19 protein-coding genes and 2 pseudogenes are annotated in these 17,357 nt (G+C 36.9%); 10 read left to right on the top strand and 11 right to left on the bottom strand.

Annotation, left to right across the window (positions count from 1 at the left end):
- The first annotated feature begins 120 nt into the window (after window positions 1-120).
- Window positions 121-1,311, top strand: coding sequence for an ornithine aminotransferase (gene rocD, locus MKY00_RS06315; RefSeq protein ID WP_000616655.1), 1,191 nt, complete (start codon window positions 121-123; stop codon window positions 1,309-1,311).
- A 110-nt stretch (window positions 1,312-1,421) separates the two neighbouring features.
- Window positions 1,422-1,706: a hypothetical protein gene (locus MKY00_RS06310; RefSeq protein WP_016716847.1), complete on the top strand. Its 285-nt coding sequence runs from the start codon at window positions 1,422-1,424 to the stop codon at window positions 1,704-1,706.
- 35 nt (window positions 1,707-1,741) lie between these two features.
- Here the strand turns inward: MKY00_RS06310 and MKY00_RS06305 are convergent, their stop codons facing one another.
- Complete coding sequence (locus tag MKY00_RS06305; protein WP_014893221.1) at window positions 1,742-2,641, bottom strand: fumarylacetoacetate hydrolase family protein; 900 nt, start codon at window positions 2,639-2,641, stop codon at window positions 1,742-1,744.
- A 247-nt stretch (window positions 2,642-2,888) separates the two neighbouring features.
- On the opposite strand from MKY00_RS06305, the gene MKY00_RS06300 reads away from it, so the two are divergent.
- The 7 genes from MKY00_RS06300 (at window position 2,889) to gerPF (ending at window position 5,151) form a co-directional block, all read left to right on the top strand.
- Window positions 2,889-3,068 carry an aspartyl-phosphate phosphatase Spo0E family protein gene (locus MKY00_RS06300; protein ID WP_000462840.1) on the top strand — a complete coding sequence of 60 codons (180 nt, stop codon included), beginning with the start codon at window positions 2,889-2,891 and terminating at the stop codon, window positions 3,066-3,068.
- A gap of 96 nt (window positions 3,069-3,164) precedes the next feature.
- Window positions 3,165-3,386: a spore germination protein GerPA gene (gerPA, locus tag MKY00_RS06295; protein ID WP_001111187.1), complete on the top strand. Its 222-nt coding sequence runs from the start codon at window positions 3,165-3,167 to the stop codon at window positions 3,384-3,386.
- 14 nt (window positions 3,387-3,400) lie between these two features.
- Window positions 3,401-3,607: a spore germination protein GerPB gene (gene gerPB / locus MKY00_RS06290; RefSeq protein ID WP_001012508.1), complete on the top strand. Its 207-nt coding sequence runs from the start codon at window positions 3,401-3,403 to the stop codon at window positions 3,605-3,607.
- A 68-nt stretch (window positions 3,608-3,675) separates the two neighbouring features.
- Window positions 3,676-4,290, top strand: a complete 615-nt coding sequence (gerPC, locus tag MKY00_RS06285) for a spore germination protein GerPC (protein WP_001070750.1) — start codon at window positions 3,676-3,678, stop codon at window positions 4,288-4,290.
- 6 nt (window positions 4,291-4,296) lie between these two features.
- On the top strand, window positions 4,297-4,491 hold the full coding sequence (gene gerPD / locus MKY00_RS06280) for a spore germination protein GerPD (RefSeq protein ID WP_001102341.1): 195 nt from the start codon (window positions 4,297-4,299) through the stop codon (window positions 4,489-4,491).
- Window positions 4,492-4,506: 15 nt separating this feature from the next.
- Window positions 4,507-4,893, top strand: a complete 387-nt coding sequence (locus MKY00_RS06275) for a spore germination protein GerPE (protein ID WP_000902338.1) — start codon at window positions 4,507-4,509, stop codon at window positions 4,891-4,893.
- 42 nt (window positions 4,894-4,935) lie between these two features.
- Window positions 4,936-5,151, top strand: a complete 216-nt coding sequence (gerPF, locus tag MKY00_RS06270) for a spore germination protein GerPF (RefSeq protein WP_001141566.1) — start codon at window positions 4,936-4,938, stop codon at window positions 5,149-5,151.
- 264 nt (window positions 5,152-5,415) lie between these two features.
- Here the strand turns inward: gerPF and MKY00_RS06265 are convergent, their stop codons facing one another.
- From MKY00_RS06265 to MKY00_RS06255, 3 genes and pseudogenes are all read right to left on the bottom strand, one after another.
- Window positions 5,416-5,796, bottom strand: coding sequence for a hypothetical protein (locus MKY00_RS06265; RefSeq protein WP_016716845.1), 381 nt, complete (start codon window positions 5,794-5,796; stop codon window positions 5,416-5,418).
- 10 nt (window positions 5,797-5,806) lie between these two features.
- Window positions 5,807-6,223: pseudogene (locus MKY00_RS06260) on the bottom strand (hypothetical protein); the annotation flags it as partial.
- On the bottom strand, window positions 6,216-6,344 hold the full coding sequence (locus MKY00_RS06255; protein WP_016716844.1) for a hypothetical protein: 129 nt from the start codon (window positions 6,342-6,344) through the stop codon (window positions 6,216-6,218). The gene MKY00_RS06255 and the pseudogene MKY00_RS06260, both read right to left, overlap by 8 nt.
- A 58-nt stretch (window positions 6,345-6,402) precedes the next feature.
- On the opposite strand from MKY00_RS06255, the gene MKY00_RS06250 reads away from it, so the two are divergent.
- Window positions 6,403-6,780: a DUF1433 domain-containing protein gene (locus MKY00_RS06250; protein WP_016716843.1), complete on the top strand. Its 378-nt coding sequence runs from the start codon at window positions 6,403-6,405 to the stop codon at window positions 6,778-6,780.
- A 90-nt stretch (window positions 6,781-6,870) separates the two neighbouring features.
- On the opposite strand, the gene MKY00_RS06245 is transcribed toward MKY00_RS06250, so the two are convergent.
- From MKY00_RS06245 to MKY00_RS06215, 7 genes and pseudogenes are all read right to left on the bottom strand, one after another.
- Complete coding sequence (locus tag MKY00_RS06245; protein ID WP_016716842.1) at window positions 6,871-7,158, bottom strand: RNA polymerase alpha subunit C-terminal domain-containing protein; 288 nt, start codon at window positions 7,156-7,158, stop codon at window positions 6,871-6,873.
- A 12-nt stretch (window positions 7,159-7,170) separates the two neighbouring features.
- Window positions 7,171-10,896 carry a helicase-exonuclease AddAB subunit AddA gene (gene addA, locus MKY00_RS06240; RefSeq protein ID WP_016716841.1) on the bottom strand — a complete coding sequence of 1,242 codons (3,726 nt, stop codon included), beginning with the start codon at window positions 10,894-10,896 and terminating at the stop codon, window positions 7,171-7,173.
- On the bottom strand, window positions 10,893-14,408 hold the full coding sequence (gene addB, locus MKY00_RS06235) for a helicase-exonuclease AddAB subunit AddB (protein ID WP_016716840.1): 3,516 nt from the start codon (window positions 14,406-14,408) through the stop codon (window positions 10,893-10,895). The genes addA and addB overlap by 4 nt, the downstream gene beginning before the upstream one ends.
- Window positions 14,409-14,524: 116 nt before the next feature.
- A complete protein-coding gene (gene lepB, locus MKY00_RS06230) occupies window positions 14,525-15,088 on the bottom strand; it encodes a signal peptidase I (RefSeq protein ID WP_000751900.1) in 564 nt (187 codons plus the stop codon).
- A gap of 57 nt (window positions 15,089-15,145) precedes the next feature.
- On the bottom strand, window positions 15,146-15,739 hold the full coding sequence (locus MKY00_RS06225; RefSeq protein ID WP_000347516.1) for a TVP38/TMEM64 family protein: 594 nt from the start codon (window positions 15,737-15,739) through the stop codon (window positions 15,146-15,148).
- A gap of 353 nt (window positions 15,740-16,092) precedes the next feature.
- Window positions 16,093-16,689 (bottom strand): DUF4306 domain-containing protein, encoded by a 597-nt coding sequence (locus MKY00_RS06220; protein WP_029141079.1) that lies wholly within the window; start codon window positions 16,687-16,689, stop codon window positions 16,093-16,095.
- Window positions 16,690-16,928: 239 nt separating this feature from the next.
- Window positions 16,929-17,324, bottom strand: a pseudogene (locus MKY00_RS06215) (competence protein ComK); the annotation flags it as partial.
- Between the last annotated feature and the right edge of the window lie 33 nt (window positions 17,325-17,357).

Raw genomic sequence — 17,357 nt, 5'->3', positions numbered from 1 at the left:
TTCATTCTATATGATAACATGTTCATTTATTTTCAGGAAATGTTTCGCTTTTTTACATTTAAATGCTATAATATTTAGAGTATTTACAAACTTCTTGTAATAACAAAAGGGGGAACAATCATGATTCAAACTAAGGATATTATCGAACTTACAGACACATACGGGGCAAATAACTATCACCCACTTCCAATCGTTATTTCTAAAGCAGAAGGCGTTTGGGTAGAAGATCCTGAAGGAAACCGCTATATGGACTTATTAAGTGCATATTCTGCAGTAAACCAAGGTCATCGTCACCCAAAAATTATTAACGCTTTAATTGACCAAGCTAATCGTGTTACGTTAACTTCTCGTGCTTTCCATAGCGATCAATTAGGTCCTTGGTACGAAAAAGTTGCGAAACTAACTAATAAAGAAATGGTACTTCCAATGAATACAGGTGCAGAAGCTGTTGAAACTGCAATTAAAACAGCTCGCCGATGGGCTTATGATGTGAAGAAAGTAGAAGCAAACCGTGCTGAAATTATCGTTTGTGAAGATAACTTCCACGGACGTACGATGGGTGCTGTTTCTATGTCTTCAAACGAAGAGTACAAGCGTGGATTCGGTCCAATGCTTCCTGGCATCGTTGTAATTCCTTACGGTGATTTAGAAGCGTTAAAAGCTGCTATTACACCAAACACAGCTGCATTCATTTTAGAGCCAATCCAAGGTGAAGCAGGAATTAACATCCCACCAGCTGGTTTCTTAAAAGAAGCTCTTGAAGTATGTAAAAAAGAAAACGTTTTATTCGTAGCAGATGAAATCCAAACTGGCTTAGGTCGTACTGGTAAAGTATTTGCTTGTGACTGGGACGGTGTAACTCCTGACATGTACATACTTGGTAAAGCACTTGGCGGCGGCGTATTCCCAATCTCTTGCGTTGCAGCAAACCGCGACATTTTAGGTGTATTTGAGCCAGGTTCTCACGGTTCTACATTCGGTGGTAATCCACTTGCATGTGCTGTTTCTATCGCAGCTCTTGAAGTGTTAGAAGAAGAAAAATTAACAGAGCGTTCTCTTCAATTAGGTGAAAAATTAGTTGGACAATTAAAAGAAATTGATAACCCAATGATTACTGAAGTTCGTGGTAAAGGCTTATTTATCGGTATCGAATTAAACGAGCCAGCTCGTCCTTACTGTGAACAACTAAAAGCAGCGGGTCTATTATGTAAAGAAACACACGAAAACGTAATTCGTATCGCACCACCTCTAGTAATCTCTGAAGAAGATTTAGAGTGGGCATTCCAAAAAATTAAAGCTGTATTATCGTAATAATAGAGAGGTTGTCCTACATGTTGGGACAACCTCTTTCATTTTATATTGATTTATACTAAAATAAAATTGTAATTTTCTGTATTTTAAAATCGCAAAGGAGGTGCGATATGTTATTAAGATACGGCAAACATATTAACTATTTAGCTACAACTTTTCTTTTAGTTACATTCTTTGGCTTCCTACTTTCCGTAACATCGCTTAGTCACTACTCAACTCCCACTACATTCACACTACTGAAAGCATCATTTTGGACTACTGTTATTCTTACTATCATTGGTTTTGGACGCGAAAAAAGCGCACTTACGGTTATACTATTTGGCATTTGTACACTTGCAGTCATTGGTCTTTACACTTTTTCCATTATTGATTACCTCTATCACCCAAGACCATAGAAAAGAGCTATCTATTTATAAGATAGCCCTTTTCTTCACTTCACTACATTTCGCAAAGTACCAATTCCTTCTACTGTAATGACTACTTCATCACCGGCATGCAAAAACTTCGGTGGTGTGAAACCTTTTCCAACACCAGCCGGGGTTCCTGTTGCGATAATATCTCCTGGTTCTAATGTCATTCCTTTACTTATCGTTGAAATGATTTCTTCTATTGAAAAAATCATTTTATTTGTATTTGAAGTTTGTCTTACTTCCCCATTTACTACCGTTTCAATGTGTAACGCATTTGGCGCACTAATCATCGATTTATGAATTAAATACGGTCCCATCGGACAAAATGTATCGAAACTTTTTCCAAGGAAAAATTGTTTATGCTTTCTTTGAATGTCGCGAGCAGTTATATCATTTATAATGGTATAACCAAAAATATGCTCAAGTGCTTTTTCTTTTTTTATTTGTTTCCCTCGCTTACCAATGATGATAGCTAGTTCTCCTTCATAGTCTAGTTCATTCGTTGCGTGGGGATGACTATTAATTTTTTCATCCATTCCAATAACTGTCGTTGGCGCTTTCGTAAAGATCATTATATTTTCTGGAATTGACTCTACTCCGCCCATTTCTATCGCATGCTCACGATAATTTTTTCCAACGCACAAAATATTCTTCCTTGGCCTTGGAATTGGTGCTAATATTTTCACCTCAGTTAACGGGTAATACGCGGTTCCTTCATTTTTCTTCGCCCAATTGACAATATCACACATTTTTTCAACACATTCGGTTCCTCTTTCAATACACTCTAACATTGTAATTGGAATCGTAACCTTTTCCCCTTTTTGTCTTTGCGCTTCTCTTACATGCAATACCTTTTCTTCCTCTTCATCCACAATACCTACAAATACCTTTTCATCTTTTTTCGCCGTTACCAAACGCAATATTTCCACTCTCCATCCTAAAACTCATACACTTTAATTGTATTCGCATCCGCAAGAAAAAAACCTTCTCATACACGCTAATTTTTACAATATTCTTCTCATATCCGATTCGTTACTCCTTTATCATTTGGCATAAAATGTAGAAATTTTACTTTTTTTAGCGAATACATTTCTTTTTTATGTTTTTTTTGTATAATATGTACTACATATATACTAAAAATTTCATTTAGAGATGGAGCCGATTTCAATGTTTGAGCAAGCGATTGAAAAAAAACGTGAAAAAATGATTTATTTTGCTGAACGCTACGGAATGACTTCTCAAAAAACAGTGGATTGTAGCCAAGAACTGGACAGGCTCTTAAATGCAATTTGGCATGTACATACGGATTTTCACCCTAATCAAACACTCGATACACACACGCAATAACGTGTGTGTTTCTTTTATTTCAAAAAAACACACATTTTATTGAAAACGCCCATACAATAGTAGAAAAGAAAACTTTAAAAACGAAAGGTGTTTTGTATGCCAGCTATGGTCGGACATATTCGTATCGTCAATATTGGATCAAGTGGTATTTTTCATATTGGAGATGTATTTGCGATTAGGCCTATTAGTTATTCACGTGCTTTCGCTGGGGCCGGCTCTTTTAATGTTGGGGATAACGTTTCTGTCTACAATTATCAAAGCGCAACGACTGTCAATGATTCAGATGTCATTGATCAAGCGATAATTGGTTCAACTTAGAGGAGGCGATTGTATTGAATTTTTATGTAAACCAAAGTATCATCATTAACAGCATTAAAATTGATAGCATTACAACCTCTTCTGTATTCCAAATTGGTACTGCTGGAAGTATTAAAGCACTATCTAAATTCTCAAATACTGGCGGATTTACAGAGCCCCTTCGCCCATTACAGGCGAAAGGACAAATTATTTCTATCAAACCATCAACTAGTTCTTCTTAAGACATCCTTGTCATAAATATATAGCAGGAATATATTTACCCTCCCTATTGAAAAGGAGGTTTCACAAAATGAATCAAGATATATATACTTACTTACACCAACTTCAACAAGCTCTTCAAGCACAACAAACAGCCATCCTGAATTTAGAAGATCAAGTACGTCTATTACAAGAAGAGCTTAACGAATTAAAAAATCGCCCCTCCTCTTCTGTAGGAAAAGTGGAATACAAATTCGATCAATTAAAAGTAGAAAATTTAAATGGCACTTTAAATATTGGTTTAAATCCGTTTTCAGCAAAAGGACAACAAATTGAAGATTTTCAAGTAGATACAGAAACTTTGAAGGTCAATCCTGAAACCGACACAAATCCAGATTTTTACCAAAGCATCCTTCAAGAAATGCATCGTTACTTAGATGAAGAAGCATATAATCGAATTCTCCATTTTGAACAAGAAGAGAGAACGCCGCTCGATGAAATGTATCGACAAATGATGGTTGACGACATCAAAAAACAGATGGAGCATAGACTCCCTTATTACTTATCACAAGCGCAATCACATGAAGGGATTTCAACAGATCCAGATTATTTACGAGATATCATTATTCAAGCTATGAAACATGATATCGACAAGGCCTTCCTCTCGTTTATTCAACACATACCGGGCAATTTCCGAAAGGAGTAAGTATGTATGAATGTTAACGTTGTAAATCGTGAATTAAAAGTCGGACAGATTAAAATGAACGGTGTATCGTCGTCCGCACTCTTTTTAATTGGGGATGCAAATTTCCTCATACTATCTTCTATTCTTGATACACCATTCGAAACTGTTACAGAGGGGCCATTTGTACCATTAGTAACAGATGTCCCTCCTACCCCAGGTTAAGGAGACTGAGAAATTATGTTACATCATGTGTCTGTTGTCCAAAATGTTTCTATTATTTCTTTAGGGATTTCTGCCGTATTTCAAGTTGGAGACGCCAATCAAATGGAATTAAAAAGTAGATCTCTTGCCGTCCACCGGGAAATTCCTTGTTATATAAAAGACGAAGGTCGCTTAGACGCATTTGAAATCTTTACAGATGAACACATCACAATCCCAAAACGAACGACCGACGTAACATTAAACATTGTAAATGAATGCCCTTTTATTGAAGTGAATGACGTTGAATTACGAACACTTTTAAATTCCGGTTGCTTTCAAATTGGAAATGTTGATTATGTTTTTAATAACTCTCGTATTATGCAAATTCGCCAATATATTACGGATGAACCTTCCGCTCCATAATTCATATAGTAATTAAAAAGCTTAGTAAAGTAGGTGGATGGTATGCCTTCCGTTGTTGGAAATCTCGTCGTTCAAAACAGTAATGGTTCTTTCAATTTAGGGGATTTTTATAACGTGTCTCCGAAAGAAAATACGAAAGCTTATAATGGTTCCGGAGCTTCCAATGTTGGATTTGTCGTGAATACGTTTAACGGTGTTAGTGCAACAAATACATTTGATTCTGATGTGGCGGATCAAGATCAGATTGGAACAGCGTAAAAAAGAAAGACCACTTCGCACTATCTCTATGGATAGACAGTAAAAAACGTCTTCGATGCCAAAAGTATCGGAGACGTTTTTTACAACCTTTGAATAAACCGCTGTATTTTTGGCATACTCAAATAGAAATTCCCTTGGTTCATATTTTATGAAGCCATTAGAAGTTGCTCCGTTGACCTCTGGTACCGCCGCGCTTTTTCCCATTCTTACTAATATCTTAAAAAATCTGCTAAACACTGAACCAGGATGCTTGAGAGAAATCCTTCACCTTTTCCCACAACTATTTGATAGATGAATATATTTATCTAAGAGGTTATGGGATGTTTCTTTTTCATGTTTTTTTAATACTTCTTGTATTGCAGTACCTGTTTTACTTTCAAAACTACCCTCTAATTTTGATGCTATATTACGGATACTGTTTTGCAGAACGTGGAACTCTCTAATATTTTTTTGTAAAGTATGGTTGTCCTCCTTTATAATATCTAATGCTTTCAGGTCTACCTCTGTTTTTAGCATTACACGTTCCATTTGTCTTTCGATTTGTTTTTTAGCAGCTTGTAATTCATCAATAACTTGATTGGCTAAGTCCCCTGTTGTATTAGCAATTTGATTTTCTATTTTTCTTATTTCTTCAATGAAATTCATTTTACACCCCTCACTTTACTAACCCTTTGAAATTTTTATTTAATTGACCATCTTTGTCTCTTAATGAATTAGCTGCATAGACAATTTCTTCCCCAAACTGTTGAAATTCTCTTTGTTTCTTTTTTAAATTATGTATTAATTCTTCTGCAAGTTGTACATTATAAAAATATTCTTGACCATTTTGAGTTGTTTTTGCGACTTCTCGAATAGCATCGTCTATTTCATATTCTGCTAAAAGATGATATTTTCCGCCTGGTTGTGTTTCATATTTTAATTTTCTTTTTAATTCTGATACTCTCTCTGCTTCTTTTTGTTGAAACTCCTCTATATTTCTAATTACAGTAGATAATACATCGCTTAACCGCTGAAATTCTCTTGCATGTTTAATAATTTCATCAGGCTCTAACTCTAATCGGACACTACCATTTTTTGTTGTGGCTCCCTTTTATTTCTGCTCCTTTGTGTAAATAACTGTCGTCATAAACATGGTCTGATAGTTTAAAATAATCTTCATCTGTCGCACTTGGATTCTTTTTAAATTCACCCATATGTTTCAACTCATTTCATGGTATATTTTAACTATATTTAAATACAAGGGGATTTTCTATGAAGAAAAAAACGGTAATTATTTTATCCATTATTTGTATTATAGCAGGAGGATATTTTACTATAGAATACTTAAACCAAAAAGAACAGGAAGGAAAATTTTGGAAAGCACAGGAAGCAAGAGTAAAAAAGTATATTCATTATAATATTAAAGATGTAAAATCGATTACATTTACAAAACGGGATGTAAGTCCAATGGGTGTTCCTAAATTGAAAGGTTATATAAATAAAGATGAAAAATTATGGTTTATAGCCCATATTAGTACTACAGAAAATTTTGAAGATGATTTTGGACGTTCTGGAGAACTTGGGAAACTTATAAAAGATCCTGAGAAATCTGTAACCGAAATTGAAAAAGAAGAGAAAAGAGAAGAGTAGTCTTTGAACTACTCTTCTCTTTTGCGTCCCGTTTTAAAAAGAATGCAACGGTACGTTTTTTATAAGGACTAAGGTTATATAATACTCTTTTTATTTAAATGCTAACCCTCTCTCCTCCAAAGCCTTTCTAAGCTTCGGCAAAGACGCAGGTCCCATACCATGCAATTTTAAAATTTCTTTCTCACTATACTTTGAGAGTTTTTCTACAGTGTAAATTCCATGATGTTCTAGCGCCCTTCTTGCTGGTGCTGAAAGAAGAGCGAGAAAACCTTCTTTCGGCGCTCTCTCGTTCTCACAGGTTGGGCAAGTTGGACAATCGCTACTTTTGTAGTATTCATGTCCTTTTTCACACGTTCTTAACGTTTTTTCTGTTGCCATTTTCAAGTTCCTCTATTCTTCGATTTTTACAACATGATTACCATCAAAGAAGTATAAACATTTCTCTTTCACAGGGTGTTGTAAGCTTTTCTCGAGCGCTTTTGCATATAACGAAAGTTGCACTTTATATCGCTCTTCTAAAATTGGTTTCGCTTGATCAAATCCGCCTGGGAATTTCCCTACAATCGTATCCGTTTTGAAGTCGATTAACGTAATACCATCTTCCTCTTCGATCATGCAGTCAATAACCCCTTGGACAAGAATGGATTCCCCGCTCTTCCCTTGCCAATCTTGATATGCTTCTTCTGCTGCAAGCATCATCGTAAATGGTACTTCACGCTCAACACTTTTCGCCGATAATACCCTTCTACCTAGGTCACTGTCAAAGAATGAAATCACTTTTTCAATTGCAATTTCTTCCGCCTGCTCGAATGTTAATAATTCTTTATTTACCATTCCAGCAATTTGCTCCCGAATCACTTCTTCTGTAATCGGCTTCTTCAAATCAACATGCTGCATAACGGCATGTACTGCTGTTCCGCGCTCTGCGTATGTTAATCCCTTTTTCTCCATAAAACGAGGACGTGTTTGAATTGGTGCACGTAATTTTTTAATAAAGGCGTTATCGCTACCTTCTTCAGATTGATAATTTCTCTTTATTTCTGTAACAGACTGTTTCGCACGATGAGATGTCGCTTCCTCATATCCGTACTTCCACATTAATCTATCATACACTTCTTCTTTTCGTTCACTTTGCAGGGGAACAGCTTTTTTCTCACGAAGTGCTTCTAACAATTCTTGTTTCTCTTCTTGAACGGGTTCTGGCGCGAGTAACGTGTTACCGTCAACAACTTCTACTTTCCAGCTCGCACTATATCCATAAATTTCATCTGGAATGCTCCCTTGTCCTAATTCAAGAAGTATTTCACTATCACGGTGCCTATATAAGGAAGGTGCAATCCAGTCTAAATAACAAGACGCTCCGGCACGTATATGATCTGGTAATAACCATTCACTATGCTCCCTCGCATCCAGCCATTTTTCCATTTCTTTATTTGCATCCTTAACCGTTCCAATTAAAATTAACTTCTCTTTTGCACGTGTTAACGCTACATATAATACACGCATTTCTTCCGCGATTAATTCCATTTTCATTTTACGCTTAATCGCAAGTTGCGATAATGTCGTATATTTAATTCGTTTTCGAGGATCAATAAATTGCGAACCAAAACCGAAGTCTTTATGCAGTAAGAAACGTTTCATTAAGTCTTGTGTATTAAAGCGGCGACCTAGTCCAGCTACGAATACGACTGGGAACTCAAGTCCTTTACTTTTATGAATTGTCATAATGCGAACGACATCTTCTTGTTCACCTAAAGCTCTCGCCGTACCCATATCATCACCGCGTTCTAAAATACGCTCAATAAAGCGTAAGAAGCGGAATAGTCCTCTAAACGATGTTGCTTCATATTGTCTTGCGCGGTCATATAGTACACGCAGGTTTGCTTGCCTTTGCTTTCCAGCTGGTAAACCACCGACAAAGTCATAATAACCTGTCTCACCGTACACTTTCCAAATTAAATCAGAAAGAGACTGTTGGCGCGCGAATTCACGCCATCCTTGCAGTAAGTTGTAGAACCATTCTAATTTGTCATGTAGTTCTTTTTCTTCTTCAAGCGGTGCCCCTTTTAAGAAGGAGCTCATTACTTCATAAAACGAGCCTTTCTTCCCATGAGCACGAAGCGTTGCAAGTTCTTCATCATTTAATCCAACGATTGGTGAACGAAGTACTGCTGCAAGCGGAATATCTTGCATCGGATTATCAATAACGCGGAATACGTTCATCATTATATTTACTTCTGTCGCTTCAAAGTAACCAGTCGCAAGATCAGCGTATACTGGAATTCCTTGCAGCTTTAACTCTTCCATAATTTGCGGTGCCCACGGCATGGAGCGAAGTAAAATAACGAAGTCGCGGTATTGTACAGGGCGCATACTATCCGTTTTACGATCATACACTTCATAACCCGAATCGACCATCGCTTTAATGCGCTGCGCCATAAGACGAGCTTCAAGCTGCGCTTTTTCTACTTCCGCACCTTCTTCACCGTCTAACACTTCTTCTTCTGTTTGCTGAATACATAGTAGTTCAGCCGCTACATCTTCACCTTCTGGATAGGTAGCACCTAACTTTAATTCAGCGTCAGCATCGTAGTCAATTTCTCCGACTTCTTCGCCCATAATTTGTTTGAAGATAAAGTTCGTACCTGCTAATACTTCATGACGACTACGGAAGTTTTTCGCTAAATCAATCTTCATTCCGCCGCCTAATCCTTCTTGCGTGAAGCGTTTATACTTTCCTAAGAATAATCCTGGTTCTGCTAGTCGGAAACGATAAATCGACTGCTTTACGTCACCTACCATGAACAAGTTTCCTTCACTCTCAGAATCTTTCGTTACGAATTTAATAATCGATTCTTGTACGAAGTTCGTATCTTGATATTCATCGACTAATACTTCAGCAAATTTATTACGATATTGAAGTGCTACAGCTGATGGCTTCATTTCACCTTCTTCACTTTGTTCGCTTAAAATTTGTAAACAGAAATGCTCTAAATCTGTGAAATCGACCATTCCTTTATCTCGCTTCATCGCTTGGAAACGCTCTGTAAATACTTTTACAAGCTGTACTAGTTTTTCTAATACAGGATGCATATCTTGAAAATCTCGTAAGAAACTTTCAGGTTTGCGGCTAAATAACTCTTCTTGTAATTTCTTCACTTCATCTTTCGCTTTATTACGAAGAGAGTCTACTTGTTTTACAACATCTTCATTGTAATCACTTTTCTTAATACGCTTTAACGTTTGCCACGATACGTTTTGCATCGCTTCATACACGCTTGTCCACGATTCACGAGCAGCTGATGATAACGTTCCAAGTAGAGCTAAATCTGCTTGCAGTGTTTCAACGCGAGGCGCTGGACCGTCAGGAAGCATTGCGAGTTCCGTCGCTTTCCGAATATGCTGTTCCGCTGTTTCAAGCTGGAATCTCACATCTTCTAATAAATAAGAAGCATACACTAAATCTTCAATTGTCTTTCCTTCTACGTCATATGCTTCTACTAATTTATCAAGCCATTTTTCCGGATTTGGATGCGCTCTTGATTCTGTATGAAGCGCTAAAATCATACGTTGTAAATCATCGTCACTACGGTCACTCGTATAACGATCAACAAGTTCAAAGAATATCGTATTATTTTCAATTCCATACTCTTCTTCTAATATGTCATCTAGCACTTCTTCTTTTAACAATTCATTTTCCGTTTGATTCGCAATGCGGAAACGAGGATCAACATCAAGCATGTAATAGTATCCTCTAATAACTTGTAAACAAAATGAATGGATCGTTGAAATGGAAGCTTTATTTAATAAGCTCAGCTGCTTTCGAATGTGCTGAGAGCCAGGCTCATCAATTAATACTTTTTCTAACGCTTCCCCAATTCTGTTTTTCATCTCTTGCGCCGCTGCATTCGTAAATGTTACAACGAGCAGGCGGTCGACATCGACTGGGTTTTCTTCATTTATAATCTTTTTAATAATACGTTCAACTAATACCGCTGTTTTCCCTGAACCAGCTGCTGCTGCGACTAAAATATCACGCCCGTTCGCTACAACGGCTTTCCACTGGTCATCTGTCCATTGACTACCTTCTGGTTTTTTAGGCCAATTTTCCATCATTCTCCGCCAACCTCCTCTCTAATTTTCTCCATCGCTTCACTATCTTTCATATCTTTTAACGTACGGAACTGGTTATCTTCAAGTGATTCATCGAACTGGCAAACCGATTTGAAGTTACAGAACGTACACGCCGCTTTATTCCCCTTTTTGTAAGGAGCAATATCGATAACGCCTTCTGTAATGTCTTTTCCGATATTTTCAAACGTATGGTGTACGTATTTTTGCAGGACGTTAAACTCTTGTTCACTTGCAATACTTGAACGCGCACTAAAACTACCGTCTTTTTTCAGACCAGCAGAAATAATATCAGAGCTTCCTGTTGAAAGTTTGTTATCCATTAAACGAACAACGTCAGCATCTCCTAGTACGAGACCTTTCATTTTGAATTTCTTTAAAATTTCCTTTTCAATTTCTGCTTCAGATGCGTCACCTTTCACCTCCACAATTGGGTTATGAATGTGGAAATACAATACACCAGCTGGTGATGCCGTGCCGCCTTTTTTCATCCACGTATGCGCATTTGAAGTAACAACATCTAAATACGTTAACATTTGAAGTGCTAATCCGTAATACACTTCCGTTAAGTCTAACGCTTTTGAGCTTGATTTATAGTCAATAATACGTAGGAATGTTCCGTTTTCATCTTCTGCCTTATCAACACGGTCAATACGGCCAACTACTTCCATCTTCACACCATTTGGTAATGAGAATTCCATTGGCGGAAGCGATCCTGTACCGCCCATACCGAATGGTACTTCTAAATCAACTGGTACGAAACCACTCGATTTCGCGTGCTCACGAAGAATGATTGACGTACGGAAAATGATTTGTTGTAGTTTTTGTTTTAAATAGAAATGACGGTTTGAACTTAATAAAATTTGTCTTTGTAATAACGGTGCAATTTCTTCTATTACTACAGCAGAAAGATGCTCACACTCTTTTATTGATAAATCCGCCCAAGTACGGTTTTCACGTAATAGCCTATCTGCAATTCTCTTCAGTGCTGCATGGAATAGTTCCCCAATATCTGGCGCATCCAGTTTGAAAATATCACGCTCTCTTAACGATAAACCGTGCTGCGCAAAATGAGCGTACGCACAACGGTTAAATAATTCCATACGAGAAACGCTTCCTTTTATTTTGTCTCCATATAAATCTCTACTTACAGCTGTATTTAGCTTTTGCGCACGATTTCGGTAGAATAAGCTTGATAATACGCGGCTACTTTTTTGCTTCCATTCATCTGAAGTAACATAGAAATTATATACATCCCACCAAAAGTCTAAGTTGCCTTCAAATCCATATCGCTTCCACGTTTGAAGTTGCTGCATAACATATGACAACGTTACTTCTGGTGTTGCTACATATGAAATTTGTTCCGAACGTGATAAATCATTTACGTCGTTCGTAATAAATGTATCTTTCACATCAGGGAACATTCTTTTTATTTTCTTAATAAAGCTAGAAGCAAGTAACGTCTTTCCTTCCTCATCTGCAAGCGGGCATGAAATGTATAATTTCTCAGTTGCTCTCGTTACCATTTGGTACATAACAAACTGTTCTTCTAATAAAGTTTGTCTCGTCGTTGGTGCGAGTTCAATACCTGCAGCGCTAAGAACATCTCTTTCTTCATCAGAAAGCATACCTTCATCCATCGGTGCTGCTGGAATCACACCTTCATTCACTCCAATGACGAATGTTGCTTTCACATTTGATAATCTAGAACGATCAATATTCGCAATTAACACTTGGTCTAATGACGGCGGAATGTTTGCGAATTGAAGCGCCTCAAGACCTGTCGACATAACGTCTGTGAACATAGAAAGCGACATTTTTTCTTCGCCAAGCATCTCAACAAACGTATCAAGAAGACTCATTACTTCTTCCCATACTTGTTCATGATCTGTCGCAAATAAGAAATCTCCGCTCTCTTCTGCACGAATACGTAATGCTTCTAATTTTTTCGGAACGTCAAGCTCTTCTAAAAATAAGTAAACAGCTTCGCACATTTGCATAACCGTTCCCGCACGCTTCAGTCTTTTTTGCATACGAATAACGGGCGTTCTTACAACGTCACGCAATCGATTTATTTTCTCTTCCATTTCACGTTCGCTGTCTGTAATCATCCCGTTCGTATCGTCAAGAGAACGATAGCGGCGATACATCCACGGATCCTCAGAAGTCCATCTTTTCCCTTGTACACCGTATGCTAAACAGTAGTTTTCAAACTCATCCATCTCTTCGCGCATCGTTTCTTTTCTTACGTCTAATGGATATAAAAGCTCTGTTTTCACGCAGCGAAATACTGCATCATAACGCCAATTCCCGCTAATAATCTCGAGTGCAGAACGAATACATTCTACTAACGGATGATGTGACATCGGGCGTTTTTCATCGATAAAGTGCGGGATATTATAATCTGTAAATAGAGTCCGCATTACATCGTAATAACTTTCTCCGTTACGAAGAAGAACTGCAATATCTCGGTAACGATAGTCTTCATCTGCCACAAGTCTACGAATTTCACGAGCAACACCTTCTACTTCCGCTCGTAAATTCGCGGCTGTATGAATCGTTACACTTGCTTCCCCGTTAAATTTCTCATTCGGACGCGCTTCATAATGAGCTTCTAAATGCGCTAATGCTGGAGAATGAAAACGCGGTTGTTCCATAAGTGGAATCGTTTTTTCAATTTCTATCTTCTCTTCACGTGCTACTTGTTTTATTTTTTCATACGTTAACGTCGTTTCATAAAATAAATCTAGTTCATTTACTGGCTGCGCTAACGTTTTTTCATCTAGCGTTAACGTGATTGTCACTCTCGCTCCGCAAATCATAAGCTGTCTTACAATTTCTAGTTCTTGCGGTGAAAACGAATGGAAGCCATCTATATAAATTTCAGCTCCCTTTACATATTCAGACTGCGGAAGCTTTTCCACTAGCAATTGCAGATAGTCTTCTGAATCTAAGTACTTTCCGATTAAAGCACGTTCAAAATCATCATATAATAACTGTAAATCATACACTTTATTCGCTAATAGCTTTTGTTCGGCGCTGCTACTATGTGCATCTAATTGTTGCCACATTTCATATACGTTTGATGGCGTCACGTTATATCGTTTAAACTCCGCAATCATACTGCCAAGATGTTCAAAGAAACCATTTTGCTCCGCTGCTTTTTGGAATACCGATAATCCATCTTTACGAGACTCTACAATTTTACGAAGTAACATATGTACGCCCGCTTCATCAATGTGAAGACGACTCGCTCCGCCAACTTCTTGCAATACTTTCCACGCTAATCGTGAAAAACTAAAAACTTGTGCCCGAATAGAACCTCTAACATCCTCACTACCAATTAACGCCTGCTGCGTTTGGAATGTCATCTGTTCTGGCACAAGATATAATATTGTTTCCCCTCTTGGGCGCTGCTTTAACTCTTCTTGCACTTCGTGTAAACAAAGTGTACTTTTTCCACTTCCCGCTCTACCAATCACAAATCGAAGTGACATGTAACCCCACCTTTCACTTACATAACGAACGTTAGTTTGCTACTATAATTGTATTATAGTACACGAAAAAAGACAAACGGAGTAGTTTGTCTTTTTCTATACTTCTACCTATTATATCAACCTTTTGAAAAATTCGTTTGCACCTCTTGAATTGGCCAATATCGTAAATCAACTTTACCGACAACTGTATCAGCTTTTACAAAACCAAAATGTCTACTATCCCAGCTCCCGAGGCGGTTATCACCTACTACAAAAATATATCCAGGTGGCACCGTTTTTTCCTTCGTTAACTCTTCTAGCGTAAAGTCACCTGTTAGTTGTCGTCCATTTATCTCTTTCTTATATTTCTCTAGATAAGGTTCATCCACGAATTGTCCGTTTATATATAGTTTATCATGCTTATATTCAATATGATCCCCAGGTAAACCGATAATTCGTTTTACGTAGTCCTCTTTTTTGTTCGCATGAAATACAACAACATCAAACCTATTCAAGTCCCCCACTTGATAACTCACCTTATTTACAACGAGCATATTGCCATCTTGCAATGTCGGCATCATTGACTTCCCCTCTACAACATACGTTGAAAAGAAAAACGTTCGAAAAAATACAGCTAATAATACACCAATTAAAATTGTTCGTATCCACTCTATGCCTTCTTTTTTCAAAGTTTTCTTCATCCGCTTCTCCCCTTATCCTTTAATAATGAAGCTTTCCTTTACAAAGAAGACTTATTCTTAATGCAGTTCTAACTTTACTTCAATTTTCTTGCCGACATACCATAAAATAAAAATACCAATCGCTACAATGACTGATTTCACCGGATTATGAATAAATGACATTAAATCATGACCGATATACGTTAAAATAAAAATCATCACAAGCTTTCCGAACGCGAGCGCAAGACCAAACTGTTTTACACTAATGCGCGATAGACCAGCGACAACATTTATAAGCGCAGACGGTGTAAACGGAAAACAAAAGATGACGAAAATCGGCGCGAACCCTTTCCTTTCAATCCATCCCATTGCCTTTCGTACTTTCTCATGCTTATTCACAAAAGAAAAGAAACGACTTCGGCCAAAATGGCGGATTATGAAAAAAACAAGTAAGGCACCCATTACTGATCCAAGCCAAGAATAAAGAAAACCGAGCCAAAATCCAAATGCAACAGCATTCGCCAGTACAAATACGATAAGTGGCAATGCTGGAATTAGCGCCTCTATCATCGGTAGCCCAATACCAAGAAGTGGTCCGAACGCTTTATAGCTTTCAACAATATGATCCATATTTTCTGGTGAAAAATACTCTTTGATTGTCTGAAAATCCATTCTACACTTTACCCCTTTACTCTAAGTACTACCTCTACTGTATCATTGCCTATATGAAAGAGGAAATGGTAGATACGACATATGGAGATGTAATTATTAAGTTTCCATATCTTTCATGAGAATTCCTTCATTATTATGCTATGATAATCTATCAATATTCGACAGGATATGAAGTTAATTTAGACAACGTACCCAGATTATCACTCAATGGTTATTATAAAAAAGAAGAAGATACAAAAAGTAATAATGAGTCTTTTTCATAAGAATAACCCTACTGCAAGTAAGGTTATTTCTACCTATACGAAAATAGGTAGCAGCGGATAATTATTTTACCTTCAAACAATTCCCCTTTTCTATTGGCTATTTCTTACAAGCAATCTTTTTAGCAAACGTACACTGTCAATCACAGTAAGTATTAACAAATACATAAAAGATAGTATTAATACTGTACTCCGAATAGGTAACATTCGAAATTTGTATAGAAACTTATCAATCATATATATATCTTGCTCATTCGTTATAGTTGCAGGAGTAAACATAAGATAATCTTTCCAATTATCTATCCAAGTTAAACTAACTGCGGAAAATTGTGTTATCCCTAACCATAAGTAAATAAAAATTGAGATAAGAATCATATATTGCAAACTATGCAATATCTTTCTTTGCTTCTTGCATTCAATAATTTGAAAAACAAGCAGTGTCAGTACGTACACAATCGATAGAAGAAATACTATGGTGACAACTGGTTGAATTGAAAAAGAAAATAGTAATTTATCAATTTCACTAATTTGACTATATTCTGTAGCATTTTGAGGCGTAAATATAAAATGTCGTTTGTCAGCCCCTATCATTAACTGACTGCCAACAAAACCAGTAAACATAAAGGTAAGCAATAATATAGGCACAACAAGAATATATTGCGCCCAAAATAACATAGTCCTTTTCAACATACCATCTCCTTTTTATACAGTATGAAAAAAATATTATGTACTTCACAAATGTAACATGATATATGTTCACACTATATTAAGTACATAGAGGAATTACCATTATATTGTAATTTTATATTATCGTAAGCCCTTAGAGAACAAAAAGTTTGTACATTTCTCTCGTTTTGTTTATAAATCTTACAACGTAAACTGGATATATAATGAAATCAAAAAGGATGAGTCACCCCATCCTTTTCCTCTCATACATCCTCTTCTCTAACAAAATACACTTTCTCATAAGCTGGTTTTAATGTTGATTCATCCCTTTGATCAACCTCTTTAAAACAAGGATTCCCTTGTTTTTTCCTACGATCTTCATACTCCGTCCGCAATTTCGCAGTACGATTTTGTTGATTTTCAAAACTTGTTTTCGATATCTCTAACTTCACCGCAAAGCCATTTATAAATCTAATAATAAGGTTTCCATCTTTTAATTCTTTATTGCTTTCAATATAAAAATGAGATAACCACGCGCACTCTTTTCTAGAATACGAATAGGTAGGGAAAAAATAAAGTTGATCGGTCGGACTAATTGCAATTGGTGCTTTATGTGTAATATGAGTTAACTCTTTCGTTCCTTCTTTTCTGCCGAAAAACCTCTTGTAACACATAAAAAAATATGCCTTTCG

The sequence above is a fragment of the Bacillus sp. FSL R9-9834 genome, assembly GCF_038006905.1.
Lineage (GTDB): Bacteria > Bacillota > Bacilli > Bacillales > Bacillaceae_G > Bacillus_A > Bacillus_A pacificus.
This window is presented reverse-complemented; position numbering and strand designations above follow the sequence as displayed.

Coding starts and splice junctions, on each gene's coding strand:
- rocD (WP_000616655.1), top strand. CDS start 121: ATGATTCAAACTAAGGATATTATCGAACTTACAGACACATACGGGGCA.
- MKY00_RS06310 (WP_016716847.1), top strand. CDS start 1,422: ATGTTATTAAGATACGGCAAACATATTAACTATTTAGCTACAACTTTT.
- MKY00_RS06300 (WP_000462840.1), top strand. CDS start 2,889: ATGTTTGAGCAAGCGATTGAAAAAAAACGTGAAAAAATGATTTATTTT.
- gerPA (WP_001111187.1), top strand. CDS start 3,165: ATGCCAGCTATGGTCGGACATATTCGTATCGTCAATATTGGATCAAGT.
- gerPC (WP_001070750.1), top strand. CDS start 3,676: ATGAATCAAGATATATATACTTACTTACACCAACTTCAACAAGCTCTT.
- gerPD (WP_001102341.1), top strand. CDS start 4,297: ATGAATGTTAACGTTGTAAATCGTGAATTAAAAGTCGGACAGATTAAA.
- MKY00_RS06275 (WP_000902338.1), top strand. CDS start 4,507: ATGTTACATCATGTGTCTGTTGTCCAAAATGTTTCTATTATTTCTTTA.
- gerPF (WP_001141566.1), top strand. CDS start 4,936: ATGCCTTCCGTTGTTGGAAATCTCGTCGTTCAAAACAGTAATGGTTCT.
- MKY00_RS06265 (WP_016716845.1), bottom strand. CDS start 5,796: ATGAATTTCATTGAAGAAATAAGAAAAATAGAAAATCAAATTGCTAAT.
- MKY00_RS06255 (WP_016716844.1), bottom strand. CDS start 6,344: ATGGGTGAATTTAAAAAGAATCCAAGTGCGACAGATGAAGATTATTTT.
- MKY00_RS06250 (WP_016716843.1), top strand. CDS start 6,403: ATGAAGAAAAAAACGGTAATTATTTTATCCATTATTTGTATTATAGCA.
- MKY00_RS06245 (WP_016716842.1), bottom strand. CDS start 7,158: ATGGCAACAGAAAAAACGTTAAGAACGTGTGAAAAAGGACATGAATAC.
- addA (WP_016716841.1), bottom strand. CDS start 10,896: ATGATGGAAAATTGGCCTAAAAAACCAGAAGGTAGTCAATGGACAGAT.
- addB (WP_016716840.1), bottom strand. CDS start 14,408: ATGTCACTTCGATTTGTGATTGGTAGAGCGGGAAGTGGAAAAAGTACA.
- lepB (WP_000751900.1), bottom strand. CDS start 15,088: ATGAAGAAAACTTTGAAAAAAGAAGGCATAGAGTGGATACGAACAATT.
- MKY00_RS06225 (WP_000347516.1), bottom strand. CDS start 15,739: ATGGATTTTCAGACAATCAAAGAGTATTTTTCACCAGAAAATATGGAT.
- MKY00_RS06220 (WP_029141079.1), bottom strand. CDS start 16,689: ATGTTGAAAAGGACTATGTTATTTTGGGCGCAATATATTCTTGTTGTG.